Source organism: Paenarthrobacter sp. GQ52, assembly GCF_059759005.1.
This window is the reverse complement of sequence record NZ_JCAXEJ010000021.1, coordinates 16,846-41,777: the sequence shown is the minus strand read 5'-3', so window position 1 is coordinate 41,777 and position 24,932 is coordinate 16,846. Positions and strand designations below refer to the sequence as shown.

Here is a 24,932-nt window from a genome sequence, read left to right as displayed (position 1 = left end):
GCTACTTCCGACGAACCGTGAGGCCCGTACCTGCGGAAGTGCCGCCGTCGGGACCTGTCAGCGCTTCGAAGCCTTCAACGGTGAGTTCGTCGAGGTCCGCAGCGGTATCCACGAGCACTGTGTCGCCGTCGCTGATTTCGCCTGCAAGAATCTCCTTGGCGAGGCGGTCGCCGATCTCCCGTTGAACCAGCCTGCGCAGCGGCCGTGCACCGTAGGCGGGATCAAAGCCGGACATGGCCAACCATGCGCGTGCCCCATCGGTTACCTCAAGGCTTAGGCGGCGATCGCGGAGCCGGTTGCTCAGCTCGGCGACGTGCAGCTCAACGATCCGGGCAAGTTCCTCGACTGTCAGCGGATCGAAGAGGACGATCTCATCCAGCCGGTTCAGGAACTCGGGCTTGAAGGATGCCTGGACCACGGCCATGACGGCGTCCCGCTTGGCCCTTGCATCCAGCGACTGGTCCACAAGGAACTGGCTTCCGGAGTTGGAGGTCAGCACCAGGATGGTATTGCGGAAGTCCACGGTGCGGCCCTGGCCATCGGTGAGGCGGCCGTCGTCGAGTACCTGCAGGAGGATGTCGAAGACCTCAGGGTGGGCCTTCTCCACCTCGTCCAGCAGCACCACGGAGTAGGGCCTGCGACGGACAGCCTCTGTGAGTTGGCCGCCTTCTTCGTAGCCGACGTATCCCGGAGGGGCACCCACCAGACGGGCGACTGAGTGCTTCTCGCTGTACTCGGACATATCGATCCGGATCATGGCGCGTTCGTCGTCGAAGAGGAAGTCTGCCAAGGCCTTGGCCAGCTCCGTCTTACCGACGCCCGTAGGACCGAGGAACAGGAACGAGCCCGTAGGGCGGTTGGGGTCGCTGATACCGGCACGGGCACGCCGCACAGCGTCGGACACAGCCTGCACGGCTTTTGTCTGACCGATGAGGCGCTTGCCGAGTTCCTCTTCCATGTGGAGGAGCTTCTGGGACTCACCTTGGAGCATTCGTCCGGCAGGGATGCCGGTCCAGGCGGAGATGACCTCTGCAATGTCGTCCGCGGTCACGTCCTCGGCAACCATCAGTTCCGGTTTCGAATCGCTCCGGGCGGACTCCTCCTCAGCAGCGGCGCTCAGCTCCCGTTCGAGGGCAGGCAGTTCTCCGTAAAGGATCCGCGAGGCCGATTCGAGGTCGCCTTCGCGCTGGGCTTTGTCCGCGACGGAACGCAGTTCGTCGATCTTGGCCTTGAGATCGCCGACGCGGTTCAGTCCGGCTTTCTCCGCCTCCCAGCGCGCGTTCAGCGCACTGAGTTCCTCGTTCTTGTCCGCCTTGTCCGCGCGGAGCGCAGCCAGCCTCTCCACCGACGCAGGGTCAGTTTCGCCCTGGAGGGCCAGTTCTTCCATGGTCAGGCGGTCGACGGCGCGGCGGAGCTGGTCGATCTCTTCCGGTGCGGAATCGATCTCCATGCGCAGCCGGGACGCGGCCTCGTCCACGAGGTCGATTGCCTTGTCCGGAAGCTGGCGTCCCGAGATGTACCTGTTGGACAGCGTTGCGGCTGCGACCAAAGCAGAGTCGGCGATAGCCACCTTGTGGTGGGCCTCGTAGCGTTCCTTCAGACCACGAAGAATACCGATGGTGTCTTCGACGCTGGGCTCGCCAACATATACCTGCTGGAAGCGGCGTTCCAGTGCAGGGTCTTTCTCAATGTTCTCGCGGTACTCGTCCAAGGTGGTGGCACCAATCAGGCGCAGTTCACCGCGCGCCAGCATGGGCTTGAGCATGTTCCCCGCGTCCATGGCGCTTTCACCCGTGGCGCCGGCACCCACAACCGTGTGGATTTCGTCGATGAACGTCACGATCTGCCCGTTGGAGTTCTTAATCTCCTCCAGAACGGCCTTCAGGCGTTCCTCGAACTCGCCTCGATACTTTGCTCCGGCCACCATGGACGCGAGGTCCAGGGCGATGAGCGTTTTGCCGCGCAAACTTTCGGGAACGTCGCCGGCCACCATGCGCTGCGCAAGGCCTTCGACGACGGCGGTCTTGCCAACGCCCGGCTCACCAATCAGCACGGGGTTGTTCTTGGTGCGGCGGCTCAGAACCTGCACGACGCGTCGGATCTCGCTGTCACGCCCGATGACGGGATCCAGTTTGCCTGAGCGGGCCACGGCAGTGAGGTCCGTGCCGAACTTCTCCAGGGCCTGGAAGGTGTTTTCCGGATCGGGGGAATTGACGTTCCTGTCGCCACGGACGCCGGGCAGGGCAGCGAGCAGCGCCTCGTGGGAGGCGCCGGCGTCGCGCATTAACTTACCCACGGCGTCGCTTCCGGCCGAGAGTCCGAGCAGCAGGTGCTCCGTGGACACAAAGGAATCGCCGAGCTTGTCAGCTTCGTTCTGGGCAGCTTGGATGGCCTGCATGGACTGGCGGGACAACTGGGCCTGCTGGACAGAGCTGCCCGATGACGACGGCAGCGATTTAATGGCTGAGCTAGCCTGAACGCTCACGGCATCAGGGTCCGCTCCCGTGGCACGCAACAGCGCAACGGCAACGCCTTCGCGCTGGTCCATTAGGGCTTTCAGCAGGTGGGCAGGCTCAAGCTGCGGGTTGCCGGCAGTTGAGGCGTTCATGGCGGCCGCAGAAAGGGCCTCCTGGCTTTTGGTGGTGAATTTGACGTCCAAAGAGTGCTCCCTTTCTGGAGTGATACCTATGATTACAAAGTTGAGTCTACTACGCTCAACTTTGCATTTGGTCCATTAAGTTCCATGTTTGCCCACGGCGAAACCAGTGTCCAGAGTCCACCGAAATCAAGGGAAGTAGGCTGAGCCTATGGACCCCATCTCCAGCGTGGATGAACTCGAAGAACTGATCGGATTGCCCTTGGGCCGTGTGCGCCGGAAAGTGCGCACATCCCTCAGCGATTTCGACCGCCAATGGCTGGCAGCCAGCCCGTTTTGCGTGATCTCGACTTCGGACGCGCAGGGCCGCGTGGACGCCTCACCCAAGGGCGACCCAGCTGGCTTCATTCATGTCCTGGACGAGCACACAATCGCCATACCGGAACGCCCCGGCAACAAGCTCGCCTTCGGCTTCCACAACATCCTGGAGAACCCGAACGTGGGTATCCTGTCCGTCGTCCCGGGCAGAACGGACACCCTGCGGATCAATGGAACGGCACAAATTGTCCGTGACGCCGACTTCTTCGATCACTTGGTGGTCAAGGGGCACCGGCCGCGCGCCGCTGTTGTGGTTGCTGTGGAGGAAGTGTTCACCCATTGCGGTAAGGCCTTCATGCGGAGCGGACTGTGGCAACCGGAAACCTGGGACATGGACGGCCTGCCGAGCATCGCCATGTTGTCCCAGACCTACACGCAACCCGAAACACCACTGGAGGATCTGGAGTCCTACTACGGGCCGTCCTATGCGGAGCGGATGTATCGCGAGTAGCGCCAGGGTATTCGGCCAAGCGTGTTTCAGGCCGGGTAGACCGCCACCATCGCGGACTTGACCACAAACCTCACTTCCATGCCCGGCGCCAGGCCCAGGTCGGCGGATGCGGAGGGAGTGATGTCGGCTGACAAAGCTTGTGCCGATTGCACCCCGCTGGCACGGACGCGGATCTGATCACCGTAGGGTTCCAGGTCAGTGATGGTTACCGGGAAGGAATTGCGGGGGCTTCCGTGCACATCGCCCAGGAAGACGGAAACGCTCGACGGCGGGAAGGCGGCCACGCCTGCCTGGCCGGGTACTGGTGACCAGTCCGGATCATGCCGGCCCGCGAAAAGCCGGCCATCCGGCGTCGTAATTCCCTCGGAAGCAATGGTCCCGGCGACGAGGTTGAGGCCGGCGAGGCCGGCGGCAAAGTGGCTTCGTGGTCTTTCAAGGACCTGACGAGTGGGTCCTTCTTCCGTGATGCGCCCCTCCTCCACCACGATGACTCGGTCGGCGAGCATGTAGGCGTCCAGGATGTCGTGCGTGACGATGATGGCTTTGCGGTCCCGCAGGACTCGTTTGAGGACGCGGCGGAGCAATGGTGCTGCGTGAATATCGAGGGCGGCCATCGGCTCGTCAAGGAGCAACAACTCGGGCTGAGCAGCCAGGGCGCGTGCCACGGCGACGCGTTGGGCCTGCCCTCCGGACAACTGGGCGGGCTTCCGGTCAGCCAGTGGCAGGGCATCAACTTCGGCCAGCCAGTGTTGTGCAGTCTCCCGTGCGGCAGCCTTCGAAGCACCCCCGCTTCGCGGCCCGAATGCCACGTTGTCCAAGGCATTCAGATGCGGAAACAGGAGAGCCTCCTGGGCCAGAAGCGCAGTCCCCCGCAGATGTGGCGGGCTCCAAGAGTGAGTGCCGTCGTCGAGCTTGAACAGTTCTTTGTCGCCGATTCGCGCCGAGCCGGCATCCGGCCGCAGCAGCCCGGCGATCACGCCCAGCAGAGTGGACTTCCCGGCACCATTCGGACCGAGTACGGCCACAGTCTCGCCTTCAGCGAGGCTTAGGGACATGTCGAAGTTCCTGGCGCGGACGATTGCCTGCAGCTCGAAGCTCATGGCTGGACCTCCACAGGAGTGCTGCTTCGCCGGCGCCCATAGCTGAGCCCGACCACCGCAACTGCAACCGCCACCAGCACCAACGACAGCGCGACGGCGGCGTCCGCATCGGCCTCACGCTGCAAGTAAATTTCGAGCGGCAAGGTGCGGGTGATGCCTTCCAAACTGCCGGCAAAGGTCAAGGTGGCACCGAACTCGCCAAGGCTTCGCGCGAACGACAACACAGCACCGGACGCAAGCCCAGGCAGCACTAATGGAAGCGTGACACGACGAAGGACGGTAGTGGGCCGCGCCCCGAGGGTCGACGCGACAGCCTCATATCTGCTTCCGGCCGATCGCAGGGCGCCTTCCAGACTGACCACTAGGAACGGCAGGGCCACGAAAGTCTGGGCCAAAACCACCGCCGAAGTGGAGAACGCGATCTGGATCCCGGCCAGTTCAAGGGACTTTCCCAGGAGTCCCTGCCGCCCGAACGTGTACAGGAGAGCGAGACCGCCGACGACGGGCGGCAGCACCAGCGGCAGCAGGACGAAGGAGCGGAGAAGCCTTTGCCCGGGGAACTCGCCGCGGGCAAGCACCAGCGCCAACGGAACCCCCAGGACGACGCAAAGGACGGTGCTGGCCGCTGAGGTTCTCAGGCTCAGGCCCAGGGCGGAAAGGGACGACTCGGAGGTGATGAGTGGAATGAACTGCGGCCAATTCACCCGGAGCAACATGGCCGCCAGGGGAAGCACCATCAGAAGTCCACCCACAGCGGCGAAAACATAAATCCACCGCGGAATGCCGTGGTAGCCGCTGCGCTTGATCATGATGCGGTGGCCGCTACGGCGTTCCAAAGCCGGCGTCCGTGAGGACCTTCTTGCCCGCTTCACTAGTGACGTTTGCTATGAACGCAGTGGCCAGTTCCTTGTTCTTGCTAGTACCAACCGTGGTAATGGGGTACGTGTTGACGGCCCTGTCCGACTCGGGGAAGGGGACGCCCTTAACCTTGTCGCCGGCCGCTTTGACGTCCGAAACGTAGACCAGGCCGGCGTCGGCTTCGCCCGAGGTGACTTTGCCCAGGACATCGGTCACGGACGATTCCTCACTGACCGGGCTCAACGTGGTTCCTGTCGCCTTTTCAACGGTCTTCGTTGCAGCGCCGCAGGGGACCTGGCTGGCGCAGGTCACCACTTTGACGCCGGGCTTTGCGAGGTCCGCGAAGGAAGAGATCGACGCCGGATTGCCGGGCGGGACTGCGATCTCAAGGACATTGGTGGCGAAGTTGGTTGCTGTGCCGTCCACGAGATCTGCGTCGGCGAGCTTGGCCATGTTCTTGGCATCTGCTGAAGCGAAGACGTCAGCTGGAGCACCCTGGGTGATCTGCGTGACCAGGTCAGAGGACCCTGCGAAGCTGAGAGTTACTTTGGTGCCCGGGTGCTGGACTTCGAAGTCTTTGGCCAGCTGGGTGAAGGTCGATTTCAGGGATGCCGCGGCGAAAACGGTGATCTCTCCGGACATGGAGGACCCGGGGCTTGCCGAGCCCGTGGACGGACGTGTTGTCCCGGAGGCGCAGGCTCCCAGGCTCACCGCCAGGGCACCCGCAACCAACACTGCGGCGAAAGGCTTGCGGCTGAACCTCATATGACACTCTTTCCCTGCGGTGTTTCGATGATGACAGTGGTGGCCTTCACCACGGCTGTGGCTACCGAACCGAGTTCCAACCCGAGCTCCCGGACGGCTTCGCTGCTCATCAGCGACACAACGCGAAACGGACCACACTGAAGCTCTACTTGGGCCATGACCTTGTCCGCGGTAATGCCGGTAACCAGTCCGATGAAGCGGTTGCGGGCCGAACTTCCGGCCCGGGAGGGGTCGTCGGGGAGATGGGATTGGTCTCGGGCAAGCGTGGCCAGTTCCAAGCCATCCACCGCGAGGCGCCCGGCTGAGTCCTTCCGGGCAGTAAGCGTTCCGTTTTCCGTCCAACGCCTCACGGTGTCGTCGCTGACACCAAGAAAGCGCGCGGCCTCGGATATTCGTATCTGCGGCATAAATGCATCATAGTTCCGTATTTGCGGTTCTTCGGCATCAAACCCGCCGCATACGTTATGTGACCGCTAAGTTAGTGAGCGGCACGGTACTCCCATTACCGCATGACGCACCCGTAAGCTCTGGTGCGCTTGGCGCGAAATGGTGCGCCGCCGTCGTCGTACTTCTTTGCTTTACCCATGGTCCGATGGGAGGTGCGGACGTACCCTGTTCTAGGGGAGAGTTTCCGATGCGAAGGAACGTCCCATGGAATGGATTCGTCCGGACAGCCCGGACTATGACCAAGCCCGAAAACTCTTCAATGCGATGATCGACCGCAAACCGGCTGTCATCGCCAAATGCTCTGATCCCGGCGAAGTGGCTGAAGCGCTGAGCTATGCGCACAACCACAATTTGGACGTCGCTGTGCGCTCAGGCGGTCACTCGGTGGCGGGCATGTCCACCAACGACGACGGGCTGGTAATTGACGTCCGTCCCATGAAGTCCATCAGCGTGGACCGCGGGATGAAGACCGCCACGGTAGGCGCAGGGCTGACCTGGGGTGAATTCGACCGCGCAACCCAGCAGTACGGGCTGGCTGTCACGGGCGGGCGCGCATCCACCACGGGAGTCTCGGGATTCACGTTGGGCGGTGGTTCGGGATGGCTGGAGCGCTCGTACGGATTCGCGTGCGACAACCTGCTCTCCGTCGATCTGGTCACGGCCTCCGGGCAACGGGTTACCGCCAGTCCCGGCGAAAACCCCGAGTTGTTCTGGGCCCTCCACGGCGGGGGCGGTAACTTCGGTGTGGCTACGTCCTTGACGTTCAAGCTGCACGACCTTGGACCCACCGTGATGGCGGGCCTCATGTTGTTCCCAGGGGAGGATGCGAAGGATTTGTCGCGCGCCTTCCGGGGGCTTGCGTTGGAGGCGCCCGACGCCGTGGGGACAGCCCTCGTGTACCTCACCGCCCCGCCGGAAGAGTTCGTCCCGGAAGAGATGGTGGGCAAGCTCGCCGTCGGGATGGCTTACATCTACGCGGGTGATGTTGAAGCTGGCGAAGAGCACGTCAAACCGTTCAAGGAACTCGGCCCCTCCGTGGATCTGGTCTCGCCCATGCAATATGCGGACTTCCAATGCATGATCGATGACCCTCCGGACCACTACAACTACTGGAGCGCGGACTACCATAACGAGCTCAATGACGACGCACTGGATCTTCTGGTCGACTCGGCTCAACGCCTTCCGGGACCGCACTCGCAGCAGTTGGTGGCACGTTGGGGCGGGGCCGTGGGCGGCCCTGCTGCGGCGAACACTCCGTTGCAGCACCGGGGTGCAGCCTGGGTCAGCCACCCGTTCGGCCTTTCCGAAACACGGGAGGGCGGGCAGGAGGCAAAAGCGTGGGTCAAACAGTTCCGGCAGGACATCGCCCCGCACACCACGGGCGGCGTGTGGCTGAACTTCATCGGTGACGAAGGGCAAGATCGGATTATGGCGGCCTATGGAGAACAGAACTACCGGCGACTGTCCTTGGTGAAGCGCGAATTCGATCCTGACAACGTGTTCCGCGGCAACCAGAACATCCTGCCCGCCCAGCACTGAGTTCCCTGCACTCCTTCCCAGTTGCCGTGATCAGCGCGGGCAGTGAAGCCTGTACTTCCGGGACGGCAGCACGGCGGTAGACGTCCCGATGGCCGGCAACTGGGAAGGATCACATGGGTACACTTTGGCAATGGCCATCTACGTCGATCCGCCCCTGTGGCCAGCGCACGGAACTGTTTTTTCGCACCTCGTTTCGGACACCTCACTGGATGAGCTGCATGCATTCGCGGCCGCTTCCGGGGTTCCCGAACGGGCCTTCGACGGAGATCATTATGATGTCCCGGAACGCCGCTATGACGACCTCGTTTCCGCGGGCGCCATCCCTGTGGAGGCCCGCATCCTGGTCCGCAAGCTCATTGCCAGCGGACTGCGCATCCCGGCTCGTGAACGGAGCAAGGCATTGACAGTACCTTTGATGGAACGTTGGAACAGCAGCTACCCAGGTCACGAGGAGCTGGGCCTTGAATTGCTTGAACGTTGGGGCGAGGACGGCAGGAAATACCACAGCCGGACCCACCTCCTGGCAGTCCTTGAAGCCTTGGACGTGCTGACAGAACCCGAACAGCCTGCGCGAACCGTCTTGCTGGCGGCGTGGTTCCACGACGCTGTCTATGAAGGAGTTGCGGGACAGGACGAAGAAGAGTCCGCGCGCTTGGCCGAGGACCGGCTCACTGCCACTGGTTTGGCTCCCCACGAGGTGGCTGAGGTGGCGCGCCTGGTCCGCCTCACGACTTCGCACAGCCCAAAGACGGGTGACTACGCCGGTGCACTTCTCTGCGACGCCGACCTCTCCGTGCTCGGCGGCGACCCGGAGTCCTACGCACGCTACTTGGCCGCCGTCCGCGAAGACTACGCCCGCGTCAGCGACGAAGACTTCGCGAAGGGTCGCGCCGCCGTCGTGCGCCATCTCCTGCGGCTGGACCCGCTGTTCCATGGCGAACGCGCCAAAGCACTCTGGCTCGACGCTGCGCGCCGGAACCTCGCCAGCGAACTCGCGTGAGCGGCTCCCCATTCTTATGCCCGAATTAGACGCTCCGCTGCAGGCCAGACGGTAGGAATCGTCTGGCGTGCAGCGAGTCGTCTAATTGGGCAGTGCCGGTCTAGCGGTAGGTGCTGACGAACGGCTGGTTGGTGGGCACAATCTGCTTACCGAGAGGCATCAGCGAAACCGGGATCAGCTTCAAGTTGGCGATGGCCAGCGGGATTCCGATGATCGTGATGGCCATGGCGACTGCCGTGACCACGTGACCAATCGCAATCCAGATGCCCGCAACCAGAAGCCAGATCACATTGCCGAGGAGCGCGAACACCCCGGCACCGCCCGGCTTCTCAACCACCATCTGGCCGAAGGGCCACAGGCAGTACGCACCGATCCGGAACGAAGCGATGCCCCACGGGATGGTGACGATGAGCACGCAGCAAATGATGCCTGCCGCGAAGTAGCCCAACGCCAGCCAGAACCCACCGAAGACAAGCCAGATGATGTTAAGGAGCGTTTTCATAGTCTTCATTCTCCCCTGCGGGCCCGACAAAAAGCCTAGGGGTCTGCCCTGAATCTTCCCTGACTTGCAGCGGCACTCGCTGCGGGGCCATTAGCTCAACCAGCCAAGAGCCCGTCCAGCTTGACGAACGAGGTGCCCCAGCCGTCGCGTGTCATCTCAACCCACTCTTCGGAGGCAAACGGACCCTGCTTAAGATTCATCCGGGTACGGCCGTTGAGGTCCTCGAATTCAAGGTGCATTTCCTCGTACTCGTGGTCAGCGTCAGGAGCAGCTTTGGCCTGGGCAACCAAAAGAGCCGGGCTATTCAGCTCGGTGATGGTGGCTTCAATGGGGGCCGACTGCTCACCGTTCTCGTCCGACCACACCATGACCACCTGCCAGATGCCACCAACGCGGGGCTCAACGATGATCTGGTCCCGGGGAGCTTCCACCTCCACGGGCCCGAACCACTGGGTGAGCTTGTCCGGCTCCATCCAGGCCTCAAAAACCTTCTCGCGGGGAGCATCAAACTCGCGGCTCATGGTCAGGGTGTGCTGTTCCGTACTCATTGCTTAACTCCTGGTTTCGGTGATGTTCGATATCCAAGTAGTGGTGCGTTGGAGTAAATCGTGTCGTCGTGAGCGAGTCTAGGCTGTCCCACTGACACGGTAACCGAGCCTAGGCTTTGGCAGCTTCGACAAAAGCGCGGATCTTTGCGAGGTCCTTCACTCCGCGGGATGCCTCTACGCCGGAGGAAACGTCCACTCCCCAAGCACCGGCGGCAGCCGCAGCGAAAGCCACGTTGCCGGATTCGAGTCCCCCGGCAAGCAGCCACTCCCGGCCGTCCAGCCCCTTTGCCCGCACTGACGCATAGTCCCAGGACTCGCCTGAGCCCGGTACTGCCGCATCGATCAGGAATATTTCTTCGCCCAGATCCGCGAACTCGTCCTGGGAGGCGCCCATGGTGACGGCCCGGATGAGCCGCATCCCGGCGTCGTGCACTGTTTTGACGTCGCCGGCCGTTCGGTGACCGTGCAATTGCACCCACTCGAGTCCGGCAGCTCGAGCCGTCGCCACGGCGTCAGCGGCATCCTCGTGCCGGAAAACACCCACGGCGTGAACACCTTCCGGAACCAACGGCAGCAGAATGCGCACCTGGTCCGGGCTGACTTCGCGGGGGCTGGAAGTGAGCACGAAGCCGACCGCGTCTGCACCGGCGTCGACGGCTTCACGCACGGATTCCGGCGTACTCAAGCCGCACACTTTGACGAACATTCCAGCGCCTCCAGCTTTTAGTCGCAACGTTTTCCACATATGACGGTAGCAAGCCGCAATGCCAACGCAGAAGCTGCGTCCACCACTAGGCTGGTCGGATGGAGATTATCCGCTTTGCCGACATCCGTCCCGAACCCTGGCGCAACGGGGGCGGTGTGACACGCGAACTCGCCAGCCACCCGAAGGCCGCCTCGGCGCAGGACAATGCCTGGGATTGGCGAGTCAGCATCGCAGACGTTTCCAAGGCCGGAGATTTCTCCGTCTTCCCGGGGATGGAGCGCGTGATCACCATCATCGACGGCGAACTGCTCATCCTCACGGTGGACGGCTCCGAGCACCCGCTCGAGAAGTACCGACCGTTCCGTTTCTCGGGCGAGGCCGCATCGTCAGCCACTCTCCCAACCGGGGACATCCGGGATCTGAACGTCATCGCACGCGAAGGCGCCTTTAAGGGTTACACCTCCATAGTCGAGATCTCCAAGAAACGCGCACACCCGGTCTTCGAGGGCCAGCTGGCCATCCGGCTGGAGGGTAAGGCGACTGTTGCGCCCGGCGCGGCTGTGGAGGAAGAGTCCGACGGCGACGCCCCGGCAATCAGCGCGGCCGAACCTGTTGAGCTCTCACGGTATGACGCCGTGGTCGGCTCCGATACCCGCAGCCCGGAAATCTCGGGCCGCGGCTTCATCGCTGTGATCTCGATCGACCATGTGGAGTCCCACTCCTGAGCTGGTGACGTTAACCACCAGAGGTGGCCACCCCGCGCGCGAGTTGCTAGCCTGAAATGAAGGTTCCCCTCTGGAACCTCCGGACGACGGTTCAGTACCCGGCATGCGACAAGACTGGCCAAAGGAAATGTCATGTCGTGGATAATTCTCATTCTTTCCGGAGCACTCGAGGCCGTCTGGGCCGCAGCGCTCCACCGGTCCAAGGGCTTCCGTAAACCCGTTCCGACCGTCGTCTTCCTGGTGTCCGTTGTTGCCAGCATGGCCGGACTCGCCATCGCGATGCAGTCCATCCCCACAGGCACGGCTTATGCGGTGTGGGTTGGCGTCGGCGTCGTACTGACCGCAACGTACGCGATGGTCACCAAGGTTGAACGTGCGACGACGGCCCGGCTGCTTTTGCTTGCGGGCATCGGTGCATGTGTAGTTGGCCTGAAGGTGGTGGCGTAGCCATGACTGAGAACACTGGAAACATCAAGAACACCGGCAACACCGGGAGCTCCGGCAACGGAGTCTTCTGGATCATCCTCTTGGCATCAGCGCTGCTCGAAGCCGTATGGGCCACAGCTTTGGGCCTCTCCAACGGCTTTACGCAACTCATGCCAACTGTGGTTTTCGCCATCACTGCCCTCCTGAGCATGCTCGGACTGGGTATCGCAGTGAAGCGAATCCCCCTCGGCACTGCCTACGCGGTGTGGGTGGGTATCGGCGCTGCACTGACCGTTGGGTGGGCCATGATGACAGGAGTGGAATCCGCGAGCCCGCTGAAGCTGCTGTTCATCGCGGGAATCGTGGGCTGTGCTGCCGGTTTGAAGGCCCTGCCCGCTGACAAGGCCGCAGCCAAGGCCGAGTAGCACTGCTCCGTGGCGCTCCTGCCCTGTTCCTCGGGGAGGAAGCTCGCTCCATTTCGATGGCTCGCTGCGCATCGTGCCGTTCGCGCGGCACGTCACGCAGGGAACCCCCGAATCGGGCAAGCCAACCGGGCACCCTTCGCCCAATTCTGGCGCCAACAGGAATACCCATGTGAGCCACTGAGTTCATGCTTTCAAGAGCACCCAAACGCGCATTGGAGAAGTTCATGACTGCAGTTCAGCTCGGCGACGGCCTCAAGGTCAGCCCCCTCGGCTTCGGTGGAATGGCCCTCACCCCTGTTTACGGTGGGATTGAACCCGAGGAAGGCCTGCAGACGCTCAGGCATGCAGTGGACGCGGGCATCACGTTCATCGACACCGCAGACGTCTACGGCGCGGGCAGTAACGAGGAACTGGTTGGCAGGCTCTTGAAGGAGCGGCGCGACGAGATCCAGGTGGCCACGAAGTTCGGAATTGAGGGCAACCCCGCGGACGGGTACACGGGAGTCCGCGGGGATGCGCCCTACATCAGGCAAGCGGCGGAAGCGAGCCTCCGCCGCCTGGACACTGACGTGATTGACCTCTACTACATGCACCGCCGTGACCTCCGCGTTCCGATAGTGGAAACCGTGGAGGCCATGGCGGAGCTGGTCCGAGAGGGCAAGGTCCGGCACCTCGGACTGTCTGAAGTGACAGCCGAGGAGCTCAGGCAGGCCAACGCCGTCCATCCCATTGCCGCGGTCCAGAGTGAATGGTCCATCTGGAGCAGGGATGTTGAGCTCAACGTTGTGCCTGCGGCCAAGGAACTTGGCGTCGGGTTCGTGCCATATTCGCCGCTGGGCCGCGGATTCCTTACGGGAACCGTCAGCGCGAGCGACCTTGGCGAAAATGACTTCCGCCATAAGATCCCCCGTTTTGGTGACGAGGCACTTGATGCGAACCAGGCCGTAGTGGCCGCGGTCCGCGAGGTAGCCAGCGGGCTGGATGCAACTCCGGCCCAGGTAGCCCTGGCCTGGCTGTTTACCCAAGGTCAGCGCCTCGGGATTTCTGTGGTTCCCATCCCCGGCACGCGCAAGACGCACCGGATCGACGAGAACCTTGGGGCGCTGTCCCTGCAACTGGGAACAGCGCAGCTTGAGAGGCTCGACCAAGCTGCGGCCGCCGTCGTGGGTTCACGCTCTGCCGACCCCAACTGGGTTTCAGAGGGCCGCGAAGCCAACCCGGCAACTGCATAGACTGACACGATGGATTCGCTTATTCACTCACTGCGTGACGTCACTATCCGCAGCATTTCGGTCAGCGAGATGAACAACAACGTGTACCTGTTGACCTCAAAGTCCACGGGTGCGCAGTTGTTGATCGACGCCGCCGACGACCTTCCGGCCATTCAGCAGCTGCTCCAGGACAGTGCCGCAGATACTGCCGCGACGCCGAAGCTCGCCAGGATTGCCACCACTCACCAGCACTGGGACCACGTCCGGGCGCTGCCGGAGTTGGTCGCCGTTTCCGGGGCAACCACCTCAGCTGGAGCGGACGACGCCGATGCGTTGCCGGTTCCAGTGGATGTCCGGCTTGGTCACGGCGACGTCGAGCGGTTCGATGGCTTCGAGATCACGGCGGTCCACTTGCGCGGACACACCCCGGGCTCGATCGCTTTCGTGTACCAGGATCCGGACGGGCCGGCCCACATTTTCAGTGGAGACTCGTTGTTTCCGGGAGGCGTCGGCAACACACAGAACGATCCTGCACGCTTCACTTCTCTGTTGAACGACGTGTCGGAGCGACTGTTCGACGCTTATCCGGACGAGACCCTGGTGCACCCGGGCCATGGATTGCCCACGACCCTCGGCGCCGAGCGGCCACACCTTGAGGAGTGGCGCGCCCGAGGCTGGTGAGTTGCGGGGCCTACTCTGCACGCTAAACCTAGGGAATAGCGCGCAGAGCGGGCCTCACAACGGGGAGCCCATGCGTTGCGGGGCCTACTCTGCACGCCAAACCTAGGGAATAGCGCGCAGAGCGGGCCTCACAACGGGGAGGTTAGCGGCCGCGACGCTCGTTGGACGCGGGAGCCGACGCACGACGAGGACCGCTGCGTGCCGGACGACCTGCACCGGAACCACCGCGACCGGAGTTGCCTGAGGCACCCGAGCCGTAGGATCCGCCGGACGTAGCGCCCGTTGCGGAAGACCAAACGGCCTTGTTTCCGCCGGTACGAGTACTCGTGGTGGATGCCGTGCGCGGAGCCGAAGCTGAGCGCTGGCCGGTAGCCGGGCGGCCACTGCGACCGTTCTGGCCCTGCGAGCCCGGAACGTCGTTGCGGTGAGTAGCGCCAGCCTTGCCGCGACCGCGGGGGCTGCGGGCGACGTCGTCGTTCATTGCTGCGCGACGCTCAGCGCGGTTGACGTCGGTGCGAACCGGCTCAGCCGCGACCTTGCCGCGTCCGTTGCGACCGCCACGACCACCAGCGGTGGGAGCAGCCTGCGTGGAACGGCGTGCGCGCTTGCGCTGGGCGTTGGCGCCGGTGGACGTGCCGCCACCCTGCTGGGTTTTCGCAGCGAGGAGAGCCGCACGGGTGCGGGGATCAACCTTGTCCGCGATGTCACCCACGAGCTTTGAAACCAAGGGGGAGCTTGCCGTGACGCGCTCAAACGAAACGTCAACGCCGGCAGCCTTCATGAGCTTCTTGACGTCACTCTGCTGCTCGGGGAGCGTCAGCGTAACCACGGTGCCATCGGAACCGGCGCGTGCCGTACGGCCGGAGCGGTGCAGGTATGCCTTGTGCTCTGTGGGCGGGTCAACGTGGATGACGAGTTCGACGTCGTCAACGTGCACGCCGCGGGCTGCGACGTCAGTGGCCACGAGGACGCGGACGTCACCGTTGGAGAACTCGGCAAGGTTACGGTCGCGGGCGTTCTGCGACAGGTTGCCGTGAAGGTCGACGGCGGGGATGCCGGCGTCCGTCAGGGTCTTGGCAAGCTTGCGGGCGTGGTGCTTGGTCCTCATGAAGAGGACGCGGCGGCCGGCGCCGGAGGCCAGTTCAACGATGAGCTGCTTCTTGACGGTCTGGTCGTTGACCACCAGGACGTGGTGTTCCATGGTGGTGACAGCGGCCTGGGGATCGTCCACGGAGTGCGTCAGCGGGTTGGAGAGGTAACGGTTGACCAGTTTGTCAACACCGTTGTCCAACGTTGCGGAGAAGAGCAGGCGCTGACCCTGGGTGGGGGTCATGTCCATGAGCTTCTTGACGACCGGGAGGAAGCCCAGGTCAGCCATGTGGTCTGCCTCGTCCAGCACGGTGACCTCAACGGCTTCGAGGGTCAGGATGCGCTGGCGGATCAGGTCTTCGAGGCGGCCCGGGCAGGCGATGACGATGTCGACGCCGGCGCGCAGCGCCTTTTCCTGGCGTGCCTGGGAGATGCCGCCATAGATGACCGTGGTGTTCAGGCCCATGGCCTTGGCCAGCGGCTCGATGGTGGCGTTGATCTGGGTTGCCAGTTCCCGCGTTGGTGCAAGGACGAGGCCCATGGGGCGGCCCGGCTTACGGAAGTGCTTTGCTTCGCGTTCGGCCAAGCGGGCCACGAGCGGGATGGCGAAAGCGATGGTCTTGCCGGAGCCGGTGCGGCCACGGCCCAGGACGTCGCGACCTGCGAGCGTATCCGGGAGGGTCTTCACCTGGATGGGGAATGCCTCTTCGATGCCATCTGCGGCGAGGGATTCAGCAATGGGTTTGGGCGTGCCAAGGGCAGCAAAAGTAGTCATAAACTTCATGTCTTTCGGGCGGTGTCCAGTTGCGGACATCGGCCCCCGACGCCGGTTGGGCCAGGGGTTCGCCGAGGAAAAGTCAGGTGGTCTACCGGTTCGCTTCAACAGCGTTGGCCGGGACCAAATGGAACGCGTTCATCGACGCAGGATGTGCCTCTCACATGAAAAATGCCCCGTCGCGTAGCCTGTCAGGCCACCTGCTTCAGGGCGTCACCGCACATCAAGTGTTCCTAGCTTAGCAGTGTTTCTCCTGCGGGCCTGCATCGGGGCTGGTCAGGCCCCCGTTCCACCCCGCGTTGCGAGGCCCGATCTGCACCCCTCCGGGCGGCAATACCCTGCAGAGCGCGCCCAACAACGAGTCAGGCGCGGGTTGCGAGGCCCGATCTGCACCCTTCCGGGCGGCAATACCCTGCAGAGCGGGCCCCACAACGAGTCAGGCGTGATGCGTGAGCTCGGGTTGGGCGTCCGGGCGGCAATACCCTGCAGAGCGGGCCCCACAACGAGTCAGGCGTGATGCGTGAGCTCGGGTTGGGCGTCCGGGGCGTCCGGGGCGCCCGCTTGGGCACCTGGCTCACCCATGCCCGTCCCACCCCTGCTCATCCCACCCGAGCGGGCGGCGACCCTCGGCGCGATGACTACCCCGACGACGGCGATGATCGCCGTCAGTGCGAAGACCCCCGCAAACGAGTTCGTCGTCGTGAATGCAGCGAAGACAAGTCCCGTAGCGGCGAGGGACAGTGCCCCGCCGAGGGCATCGGAGATGGACATGGCCGCGCTGTTAAAGCCTTGGTTTTCCTCGGTGGAGAGAGCCAGTGTCATCACGGACAGCCTCGGGTACATGAGCCCCATGCCGCCGCCAGCAAGGATCCAACCAGCGATGGCAACTGCCGCGGGCAGGCTAAGCGCTGCGGTCACCAGCGTCGAGATCACGGCTATCAACACCAAAAGAGCGCCGATCTTCACGGCGAGATCGTCGGCCAGCCGGGCACCGAGCCGCCCCTGGATCGCCGATGCCCCGGCCCACGCCAGTGCGGCTCCGGTCAGCGTCAGCCCGGCGAACGTCGGCGTGAACGCGTAGCGCTCGGTCAGCAGGTACGGCAGGTACACCTCGGCCCCGAAGAAGGCCGCAGATGCCAGCCCGCGGACCAGGATCACACTGGGCAGACCGCGTCGGGCAGTGAGGGTTCCCCGCGGAACCAGCGGCTTCACCGCGATAAGGGCAATGACCAGCGCGACGACGGCAATCACCCCACCGAAGCCGGGCACCTCCGCGGACAGGTTCAGTCCGAGGACAGCGACGGCGGCGAGCGCCGCCCACCCCATACGACCGAAGGCCCAGGGAACGGCCTCGGAGGCGGGCTCGGAATTCATCCCCCGCACGGCCGGCACCACCATCAGCAAAGCTGGAACAACCAGGCCCACCACCCCCAGGAACACCCAGTGCCAACTGCTCAGTTGGGCCACCACACCCGCGGCGAACGGACCCACCAGGGAAGGAACCACCCAGGACGCGGCGAAAGCGGCGAAGATCTTCGGGTGGAGCACCGGCGGGTACACGCGGGCAACCAACACGTAGAGGGCCACGGTCATCGCGCCGCCACCAAGTCCTTGTACCAGGCGCCCCAGCACCAGCATCTCCATGGTTCCGGCCGTACCGGCGATCAGCAGGCCAGCCACGAACAACGCCACGGAAGAGTACAAAGGCGCCGCCGGACCACGACGGTCCGACCAGTTTCCTGCCGCCACCATGCCCATGACGCCTGTGGCCAGTGGGCCTGCGAAAGCCAGCGCGTAGAGGCTGGCTCCGTCCAGGTCGCGGCTGACGAGCGGCATGATGGTGGTCACTGCGAGGGACTCGAACGCGCTCAGGAACACGAGTGCGCACGCCCCTACGGTGGCAAGCAGGTATGGGCGGCGCAGTATCCCGGCCGTTGAGGTGTCAGAGGTCATGGACGTCAGCCTAGAACCTCAACTAATGTTGAGGTCAATCCACCACCCCAGTCACGGAAGAACGCCATGCCGCCAGTCGAAACGCACCGGCCACTCACCATTGGTGAGCTGTCCGAACGGAGTGGAGTGTCGGCGTCGGCCCTTCATTTCTACGAACGGAACGGGCTCATCGAGGCGGAGCGAACGGCCGGCAACCAGCGGCGTTACCGGCGGGACACACTGCGGCGGGTCGCGTTTATCAAGACCTCCCAACGGGTGGGCCTGCCCCTGAAAGACATCCGTGAGGCGTTGGAATCCCTTCCGGATGGCCGCACGCCCACCAAACGCGACTGGTCCAGGTTGTCGTCGCGGTGGCGTAAGGAACTGGACGAACGGATCGCTGCCTTGCAGCACCTGCGCAACGACCTCGACGGGTGCATCGGGTGCGGCTGCCTCAGCCTAAAATCCTGTACGTTGCAGAACCCTTCGGACGAACTCGGAGCCTCGGGCGCCGGCGCACAACGCTGGACTTTGCCGGAATAGCAACAGCCATTGCCTTTCAACGCGGCGTCGCGGCACGCTTGGGTAATGACTGAACACACGCACGACGCCGCCACTCACCAACACGGTCAACACACCCACGAAGGGGCTCAGCAGAGCGGACTGAACCTCCACGAGGACGCCGACAATGCCGTGGACATGTGGGACGGCATGTACCGGGAGCGTCCCAAGGTGTGGAGCGGAAACCCGAATCCGCAGCTGGTCGCGGAAGTTGCAGGCATCAAACCCGGAAGAGCCCTCGACCTCGGCTGCGGGGAGGGCGCTGACGCTATCTGGCTCGCGGCGCAAGGCTGGACGGTTACCGCAATGGACGTGTCCGCCGTCGCGCTTGAACGTGCAGCCGCGCATGCAGCAGAAAGCGACGTCAGCGAGCGGATCACGTGGCAGCAACAGGACCTCACGGAATGGGAGCCTGAGCCCGTCTTCGATCTGGTCTCGGCCCAGTTCCTGCACTCTCCGCTCCTGCCGTGGCGGGATTCCGTGGCATCAGCTGCGGCGGCCGTGGCACCGGGCGGCACGCTGCTGGTGGTGGGGCATCACCCACATGGACTCCCGTCGTGGAGCCATCATCATGAGTCCGGAATGTTCTTCACGCCGGAGCAACTGGCAGGTGCCCTGAGGCTGGACCGCGAGCCGTGGTTCGTCAACGTCCTGACAGACCGGGCGCGTAGTGTCACGGGACCCGACGGCGAGTCCGGCACCACCCTGGACACGGTCCTGAGGGCAACCAAGCACGCCTAGAAACCTGCACGCCCTAAATACCGGCTGGCAGCAGCTCTCCGTAGGGCGGCACCACTGTTCCTGTGGCGGTGGAGTCCGGATTGAGCATCCATCCCACGCGTTTGGCCGTGTTCAGCATGACCACGCTCTCCACCAGTTGGACGCCCGGGATCCGCTGCTGGATGGTGAGCTCCATTTCCATGACGTCCGCCAGCGAGCGCAACCACATGATCATGGTGAAGTTGGTGCGGCCTGTGGTGGACGCGGAGAAGCGGATGTTCCTGATGGCCCGCAACTCTGTGGCTGCGGCTTCGTGCTCACCTGCGGGAACGTTTGCGAACCATTGGACCGTGATGGGGAAGCCGGAGAATTGTTGGGCGATTTCGCAGCGGAACGACAACATCCGGCTGCTCAGGACCCTGCCCAATTGCCGCTGGACCGTGGCGGGGTTTCGGCCCAAGGCGCGGGCAATTTCGGCGGCTGTGGCACGGCCGTCGCGGGCGAGGAACGGGATGATCGCCAGATGACTCTCCGGTAGCGGGAGCACCATGGCGTCGCGGGCTGACGGGTTTGCCGATTCAGGTCCGGCGAGCGCCTTGAGGGCCTGCTGCTCTGCCTTGGTGAGGACGTTGAGCCGCCACGCATATCCGCTGGTGTGAATCCGAGTGCAGAGGGCTGTGTGGTACTTGGTGAGCCCTCTGATCTCCTTGAGTTTCGGCAACACCTGTGTGCTGAACTGCCCCAGGTCCTGCGTGATCACAGTGAGCGTGAGGTCGCGGTTGCTGGCAGCCTCTTCTACCGTGATGACCTCGGGAAGTCGGGCGACTGCGGAGGTGACATCCGGCCTAAGGTGCATTTCGCAGTCGATATCCACCATGGCCAGGCACATATCCTTGGGGTCGCCCATCAGGTGTGCGGTGGTCCATGCTGCACCGGCTCCCCTCAGGCGCTCCCATCGGGATGCCAGCGTGGTGGCGTGGACGGCCAGGACTTCTCCGGCGTCGGACCAGCTGATCCGTGGCGAGATCTGCAGGGCGTTGACCAGGCGCAGGTCTTCCTCACTGAGCTCCATGAGCCAATTCTTGCACAAGCGTGCATGATTCCTGCTTCAAAGCACTAGTTAGTGCATATTTACAGATGTTTATCATCATGTGAATCACGTCACCCCAGAATGGCATGAGGAACACGTCACCTAGGAAGACCAGGAGAACCCATGACCATCGCCACCGACGCCAAGGAACTGCAGGAGGACATCGTCCGCCTCCGCCACGACCTCCATCGCGAACCGGAGATCGGCCTGCAGCTCCCCCGCACGCAGGAGAAGGTACTCCAGGCGCTGGACGGGCTGCCTTACGAGATCACCCTTGGCAAGGAAACGACGTCGGTCACCGCGGTTCTGCGCGGCGGTGCGGCTCACGCTTCGGCTGAGAAGCCCGTGGTGTTGCTGCGTGCCGACATGGATGGACTTCCTGTGCAGGAGACTACCGGCGTGGACTACACCTCCCGCGTGGATGGAGCCATGCACGCCTGTGGCCATGACCTGCACACCTCCATGCTGGCCGGCGCCGCCACCCTGCTGGCCGAGCGCCGCGACCAGTTGGCGGGCGACATCATCCTGATGTTCCAGCCCGGCGAAGAGGGCTTCGACGGCGCGAGTTACATGATCAAGGAAGGCGTCCTGGACGCGGCCGGTCGTCGTGCAGACACTGCCTATGGAATGCACGTGTTCTCCTCCCTTGAACCGCATGGCCAGTTCGTCACCAAGCCGGGCGTCATGCTCAGTTCCTCCGACGGCCTTGTCGTCACTGTGCTGGGCGCGGGCGGCCACGGCTCCGCTCCCTACTCCGCCAAAGACCCCGTCACCGCAGCTGCCGAGATGGTCACTGCACTTCAGGTGATGGTCACGCGCCAGTTCAACATGTTCGATCCCGTGGTCCTCACAGTTGGCGTCCTGCACGCCGGAACCAAGCGCAACGTCATCCCCGAGACCGCCCGCATCGAAGCCACCATCAGGACCTTCTCCGAGGAGTCCCGTCGGAAGATGATGGAAGCAGTACCCAGGCTGCTTCATGGCATCGCTGCAGCCCACGGCTTGGAGGCGGACGTGCATTACCAAGAGGAATACCCCCTCACCATCAATGATGAGAACGAGACCACCACTGCGGAGAAGGTCATCGCCGGAATGTTCGGCGAGTCCCGGCACACCCGCATGGCCACTCCCCTGAGCGGTTCCGAGGACTTCTCCCGGGTCCTGGCCGAAGTCCCCGGCACCTTCGTGGGACTCAGCGCAGTAGCCCCCGGCGCCGACCACACGACGTCGCCGTTCAACCACTCGCCCTACGCAATGTTCGACGACGGCGTCCTCACCGACGGTGCCGCGCTGTACGCCGAACTCGCCGTGTCCCGTATCGCCGCCCTCGCCGGCAATTAACTCCCGGCCCGCCTGATCTTGGAGAAGCACATGACCACCACCGTAGGAACGTCCCCCGACGTCAAGGTCCACAAGTCGCACATGCGCACGCTGGTTGGCACCGGCATCGGCAACGCCGTTGAATGGTACGACTGGGCCATCTACGCCACGTTCTCGCCGTTTATCGCGAGCGCCTTGTTCAGCCAGGCCGATCCCACATCAGCAGTACTGTCCACCTTGGCGATCTTCGCCGTCGGCTTCGTTGCCCGTCCGTTTGGCGGCTTCGTGTTCGGCTGGATCGGCGACCGGATCGGCCGCAAGACCTCCATGACGGTGGCTGTTGCCCTCGGAGCCGTCGGTAGCCTCCTCATCGGCATCGCCCCAACGTTCGCTGCCGTTGGCGCCTTCGCTTCGGTGATGCTCCTGATCGCCCGCCTCATCCAGGGCCTGGCGCACGGCGGTGAGCTGCCGTCGTCGCAAACGTATTTGTCCGAGATGGCACCCAAGGAACACCGCGGCTTTTGGGCGACCCTCATCTACACCTCCGGCACCGCCGGAATCCTGGCCGGTACGCTGCTGGGCGCAATCCTCACGGCAACCCTGAGCAAGGAAGACATGAGCTCGTGGGGTTGGCGCATCCCGTTCCTCATCGGCGGCGCACTGGGGATCTACGCACTGTTCATGCGGGCCAAGATGAAGGAAACCGAAGCGTTCGAGGCCGAGGCGCCCACTGAGAAGCGCCTGCCCATATGGCCGCAGATCGTGAAGTACCGCAAGCAGGCCCTGCAGGTTATCGGCCTCACCGTGGGCCTGACGGTTGTGTACTACATCTGGGGTGTCGTGGCTCCGAGCTACGCCGCGACCTCGCTGAAGATGGACCGCGGAGAGGCGCTCTGGGCCGGCGTGGTGGCCAACGTGGTGTTCATCGCCGCGCTGCCGTTCTGGGGCAAGCTGTCCGACCGCATCGGCCGCAAGCCTGTGATCATCAGTTCGGCCGCGGGCGCCGCGCTCCTGCACTTCCCCATGACGTGGCTGCTCAAGGACTCACCGTGGCAGCTCGCCGTGTCCATGTCCGTGATGCTGTTCTTCATCGCCGGTAGCGCCGCGATCGTCCCGGCAGTCTACGCCGAGCTGTTCCCGACCCACATTCGGACCATTGGCGTGGGTGTTCCGTACTCCATCTGCGTCGCCGCCTTTGGTGGCACGGCTCCGTACCTGCAGACGTGGCTCGGCAGCATCGGGCAGGCCCAGTTGTTCAACGTATACGCAGTGATCCTGCTGCTGGTGGGCATCGCGTTCGCCTTCTCCATCCCGGAGACGAAGGGCAAAGACCTGACGGTCTAAGTTCTCCTCCCCAACCAGGTGACAGCACATGTTCCAATGAGCCCTCATTGCGACGTGTGCTGTCACCTACTTGGGTTTAAACGAAGCGGTCGCGGCCGGCCCTGTATCCGAAGAATGCTGCCAGGGAACCGACCACCAGGAACAGGATTCCAGCCGCTGCGAAGCCGCCCGTAGCCTGATGGAGCTGGCCTACCATCAGTGTGCCGAGCGAACCCACTCCATAGCCGACGCCCTGCATCATGCCGGACAGGTGTGCCGCGGTGTGGGCGTCGCGGGTACGGACCATGATCATCGTCAGGGCCACGGCAGTCAGCGAGCCCTGGCCCAGCCCGTTGAGCCCGGTCCAGACCCAGATCAGCTCGGTGGGGCCAAAGATGGTGAGGGCAAAACCGCCGCCGGTCATCAGCGCCACCGCCATGTTGATGATTCGCTGGTCCTTGAAACGCGTGGCCAGGGCAGGGGCAAACAGCGAGCCGAGCATCTGAAGCACGATAGACACGGACACGATCAGCCCCGCCGTTCCGCCGTCGATCCCCCGGTCGCGCAGGATCGGGGCCATCCAAGCGAACACACTGAACGACATCATTGCCTGCAGCACCATGAACAGCGTCACCTGCCAGGCCACGGCTGAACGCCACACGTTGACGCCGCCGTGGACCGCTTGGTGTTTTACCGAGGGCTGACGGATTGCCAGGGGCAGGAAGAGCAAAAGTACGACGGCGGCGGGCACCGCCCAGAACCACAGCGCCGATGTCCAGTGGCCGGTTGCCGTAAAGACCGGATACGTGAAGCCCGCGCCCAGTGCCGCCGAAGCGCAGATCGCCGTGGTGTAGAGCCCACCCATCAGGCCAAGGCGGTGTGGGAAATCCCGCTTGACGACGCCCGGAAGGAGGACGTTGCACAGTGCGATGGCAGCACCGCAGGCCGCCGTTCCGGCCAGAAGGGCGGGCAGGTGGCCCATTCCGGGGATCTCCAAGGGCCTGAGCACCAGCCCTGCGGTGAGGACAGCCATGGCGCCCAGGAGCACACGTTCCGCGCCGAACCTGCGGGCGAGGACTGGAGCAAGAGGCGCGAAAACGCCCAACAAGGTAACCGGCACCGTGGTGAGGACAACCAGCGACCAGCCCGGCAGGCCCGCGTCGGATGTAATTTCCGGAAGCACGGCGGAAAAACTGGAGAAGACCGTCCGCAGATTCAGGCCGATCAGCACCAGGCAAATGCCTAAGTAAACGAGACCCCGCTTGCCGCGGAGCTGAGTGGGGTCCGCGGCTGGTTCATCGTCAATCTCGGCATCCACCGCAATATCGGGAAGAACGGTTTTTTCTCGGTAGCCGGGCGTCTTGGAGGAGGTCACCCGTCCTATTCTGTCAGTCGGTCCTGATCCGGGCTTGTTGGGCGGGATGTGACCAGTGGACGATTTCCAGTGCAGTTATCCACATAGGGCTGATCACCCCTGCCTGTGTTGCTTGGCGATCCATAACGTTGAGGGCATGGATAGAGAGCCTGAATCTTCGCCGAACACCACTAAGAGTGATAAGCCCGCGCTGGGTTACGTGCTCGTTCCCCCGGCCCAGCCACCGGGAATGAATACAGGAATTGCAAGCGTCGTGTTTTCTTTGGTTGCGCCGTTGTGCTGGTACGTGACTATTCCCTTCTCTCTACTTGCGGTGCTTCTTACGAGGTCAGGCGCATCATCCGGCAGGTTTGCTTGGGTTGTTCCTGCCGTTCTGTGGAGCCTTCCGT

General features: G+C 63.6%; 24 protein-coding genes and 1 riboswitch. Of the genes, 12 read left to right on the top strand and 12 right to left on the bottom strand.

What is annotated here, in order from left to right; all coding sequences use genetic code 11:
• Position 1: 1 nt before the first annotated feature.
• The gene (clpB, locus tag AC6CH8_RS19935; protein ID WP_498192017.1) at positions 2 to 2,659 is read right to left on the bottom strand and encodes an ATP-dependent chaperone ClpB; all 2,658 of its coding nucleotides are present in this window, start codon (positions 2,657 to 2,659) and stop codon (positions 2 to 4) included.
• A gap of 148 nt (positions 2,660 to 2,807) precedes the next feature.
• On the opposite strand from clpB, the gene AC6CH8_RS19930 reads away from it, so the two are divergent.
• Positions 2,808 to 3,425: an MSMEG_1061 family FMN-dependent PPOX-type flavoprotein gene (locus tag AC6CH8_RS19930; protein ID WP_498192016.1), complete on the top strand. Its 618-nt coding sequence runs from the start codon at positions 2,808 to 2,810 to the stop codon at positions 3,423 to 3,425.
• Positions 3,426 to 3,451: 26 nt separating this feature from the next.
• On the opposite strand, the gene AC6CH8_RS19925 is transcribed toward AC6CH8_RS19930, so the two are convergent.
• Genes AC6CH8_RS19925 through AC6CH8_RS19910 form a run of 4 tightly spaced genes read right to left on the bottom strand, consistent with a single transcriptional unit; the run spans position 3,452 to position 6,555 of the window.
• Entirely contained in the window at positions 3,452 to 4,525 is a 1,074-nt protein-coding gene (locus tag AC6CH8_RS19925) for a sulfate/molybdate ABC transporter ATP-binding protein (RefSeq protein WP_498192015.1), read from the bottom strand.
• A complete protein-coding gene (locus AC6CH8_RS19920; protein ID WP_498192065.1) occupies positions 4,522 to 5,334 on the bottom strand; it encodes an ABC transporter permease in 813 nt (270 codons plus the stop codon). The genes AC6CH8_RS19925 and AC6CH8_RS19920 overlap by 4 nt, the downstream gene beginning before the upstream one ends.
• A gap of 13 nt (positions 5,335 to 5,347) precedes the next feature.
• The gene (gene modA / locus AC6CH8_RS19915; protein WP_498192014.1) at positions 5,348 to 6,148 is read right to left on the bottom strand and encodes a molybdate ABC transporter substrate-binding protein; all 801 of its coding nucleotides are present in this window, start codon (positions 6,146 to 6,148) and stop codon (positions 5,348 to 5,350) included.
• Positions 6,145 to 6,555: a TOBE domain-containing protein gene (locus tag AC6CH8_RS19910; RefSeq protein WP_054809108.1), complete on the bottom strand. Its 411-nt coding sequence runs from the start codon at positions 6,553 to 6,555 to the stop codon at positions 6,145 to 6,147. Before AC6CH8_RS19910 ends, modA begins: the two co-directional genes overlap by 4 nt.
• 244 nt (positions 6,556 to 6,799) lie before the next feature.
• Between AC6CH8_RS19910 and AC6CH8_RS19905 the strand changes: the two genes are divergently transcribed.
• Positions 6,800 to 8,134: an FAD-binding oxidoreductase gene (locus tag AC6CH8_RS19905; protein WP_429330592.1), complete on the top strand. Its 1,335-nt coding sequence runs from the start codon at positions 6,800 to 6,802 to the stop codon at positions 8,132 to 8,134.
• 130 nt (positions 8,135 to 8,264) lie between these two features.
• Entirely contained in the window at positions 8,265 to 9,134 is an 870-nt protein-coding gene (locus AC6CH8_RS19900; protein ID WP_498192013.1) for a DUF4031 domain-containing protein, read from the top strand.
• A gap of 100 nt (positions 9,135 to 9,234) precedes the next feature.
• Here the strand turns inward: AC6CH8_RS19900 and AC6CH8_RS19895 are convergent, their stop codons facing one another.
• The 3 genes from AC6CH8_RS19895 to AC6CH8_RS19885 all read right to left on the bottom strand — a co-directional run bounded on the left by AC6CH8_RS19895 (position 9,235) and on the right by AC6CH8_RS19885 (position 10,890).
• Entirely contained in the window at positions 9,235 to 9,636 is a 402-nt protein-coding gene (locus AC6CH8_RS19895; protein WP_091470118.1) for a YccF domain-containing protein, read from the bottom strand.
• A 95-nt stretch (positions 9,637 to 9,731) separates the two neighbouring features.
• The gene (locus AC6CH8_RS19890; protein ID WP_498192012.1) at positions 9,732 to 10,184 is read right to left on the bottom strand and encodes an SRPBCC family protein; all 453 of its coding nucleotides are present in this window, start codon (positions 10,182 to 10,184) and stop codon (positions 9,732 to 9,734) included.
• A 109-nt stretch (positions 10,185 to 10,293) separates the two neighbouring features.
• Complete coding sequence (locus AC6CH8_RS19885) at positions 10,294 to 10,890, bottom strand: phosphoribosylanthranilate isomerase (RefSeq protein ID WP_091470114.1); 597 nt, start codon at positions 10,888 to 10,890, stop codon at positions 10,294 to 10,296.
• A gap of 98 nt (positions 10,891 to 10,988) precedes the next feature.
• Between AC6CH8_RS19885 and AC6CH8_RS19880 the strand changes: the two genes are divergently transcribed.
• The 5 genes from AC6CH8_RS19880 (at position 10,989) to AC6CH8_RS19860 (ending at position 14,358) form a co-directional block, all read left to right on the top strand.
• Positions 10,989 to 11,615 carry a HutD/Ves family protein gene (locus AC6CH8_RS19880; protein WP_498192011.1) on the top strand — a complete coding sequence of 209 codons (627 nt, stop codon included), beginning with the start codon at positions 10,989 to 10,991 and terminating at the stop codon, positions 11,613 to 11,615.
• Positions 11,616 to 11,672: 57 nt separating this feature from the next.
• Positions 11,673 to 11,738, top strand: a riboswitch (guanidine-III (ykkC-III) riboswitch).
• 9 nt (positions 11,739 to 11,747) lie between these two features.
• Positions 11,748 to 12,062 carry a DMT family transporter gene (locus tag AC6CH8_RS19875; protein WP_089596307.1) on the top strand — a complete coding sequence of 105 codons (315 nt, stop codon included), beginning with the start codon at positions 11,748 to 11,750 and terminating at the stop codon, positions 12,060 to 12,062.
• A 2-nt stretch (positions 12,063 to 12,064) separates the two neighbouring features.
• On the top strand, positions 12,065 to 12,466 hold the full coding sequence (locus AC6CH8_RS19870; protein ID WP_420179080.1) for a DMT family transporter: 402 nt from the start codon (positions 12,065 to 12,067) through the stop codon (positions 12,464 to 12,466).
• Between the two features lie 224 nt (positions 12,467 to 12,690).
• Positions 12,691 to 13,698, top strand: coding sequence for an aldo/keto reductase (locus AC6CH8_RS19865; RefSeq protein WP_498192010.1), 1,008 nt, complete (start codon positions 12,691 to 12,693; stop codon positions 13,696 to 13,698).
• A 9-nt stretch (positions 13,699 to 13,707) separates the two neighbouring features.
• Positions 13,708 to 14,358: an MBL fold metallo-hydrolase gene (locus tag AC6CH8_RS19860; protein WP_498192009.1), complete on the top strand. Its 651-nt coding sequence runs from the start codon at positions 13,708 to 13,710 to the stop codon at positions 14,356 to 14,358.
• A gap of 142 nt (positions 14,359 to 14,500) precedes the next feature.
• Here the strand turns inward: AC6CH8_RS19860 and AC6CH8_RS19855 are convergent, their stop codons facing one another.
• Both AC6CH8_RS19855 and AC6CH8_RS19850 read right to left on the bottom strand, forming a co-directional pair.
• Positions 14,501 to 16,222, bottom strand: coding sequence for a DEAD/DEAH box helicase (locus AC6CH8_RS19855; RefSeq protein ID WP_178995961.1), 1,722 nt, complete (start codon positions 16,220 to 16,222; stop codon positions 14,501 to 14,503).
• A 507-nt stretch (positions 16,223 to 16,729) separates the two neighbouring features.
• A complete protein-coding gene (locus AC6CH8_RS19850) occupies positions 16,730 to 18,175 on the bottom strand; it encodes an MFS transporter (RefSeq protein ID WP_498192008.1) in 1,446 nt (481 codons plus the stop codon).
• Between the two features lie 66 nt (positions 18,176 to 18,241).
• On the opposite strand from AC6CH8_RS19850, the gene soxR reads away from it, so the two are divergent.
• Entirely contained in the window at positions 18,242 to 18,697 is a 456-nt protein-coding gene (gene soxR / locus AC6CH8_RS19845) for a redox-sensitive transcriptional activator SoxR (RefSeq protein WP_498192007.1), read from the top strand.
• Between the two features lie 45 nt (positions 18,698 to 18,742).
• A complete protein-coding gene (locus AC6CH8_RS19840; RefSeq protein ID WP_370629192.1) occupies positions 18,743 to 19,456 on the top strand; it encodes an SAM-dependent methyltransferase in 714 nt (237 codons plus the stop codon).
• A gap of 13 nt (positions 19,457 to 19,469) precedes the next feature.
• Here AC6CH8_RS19840 and AC6CH8_RS19835 read toward each other — a convergent pair whose 3' ends face one another.
• Positions 19,470 to 20,507, bottom strand: coding sequence for an Lrp/AsnC family transcriptional regulator (locus AC6CH8_RS19835; RefSeq protein WP_498192006.1), 1,038 nt, complete (start codon positions 20,505 to 20,507; stop codon positions 19,470 to 19,472).
• 141 nt (positions 20,508 to 20,648) lie between these two features.
• Here AC6CH8_RS19835 and AC6CH8_RS19830 point away from each other — a divergent pair, with 141 nt between their 5' ends.
• The gene (locus AC6CH8_RS19830; RefSeq protein ID WP_498192005.1) at positions 20,649 to 21,866 is read left to right on the top strand and encodes a M20 metallopeptidase family protein; all 1,218 of its coding nucleotides are present in this window, start codon (positions 20,649 to 20,651) and stop codon (positions 21,864 to 21,866) included.
• Positions 21,867 to 21,896: 30 nt separating this feature from the next.
• Positions 21,897 to 23,189 carry an MFS transporter gene (locus AC6CH8_RS19825; protein WP_178995951.1) on the top strand — a complete coding sequence of 431 codons (1,293 nt, stop codon included), beginning with the start codon at positions 21,897 to 21,899 and terminating at the stop codon, positions 23,187 to 23,189.
• Between the two features lie 76 nt (positions 23,190 to 23,265).
• Here the strand turns inward: AC6CH8_RS19825 and AC6CH8_RS19820 are convergent, their stop codons facing one another.
• The gene (locus AC6CH8_RS19820) at positions 23,266 to 24,543 is read right to left on the bottom strand and encodes a CynX/NimT family MFS transporter (RefSeq protein ID WP_498192004.1); all 1,278 of its coding nucleotides are present in this window, start codon (positions 24,541 to 24,543) and stop codon (positions 23,266 to 23,268) included.
• Between the last annotated feature and the right edge of the window lie 389 nt (positions 24,544 to 24,932).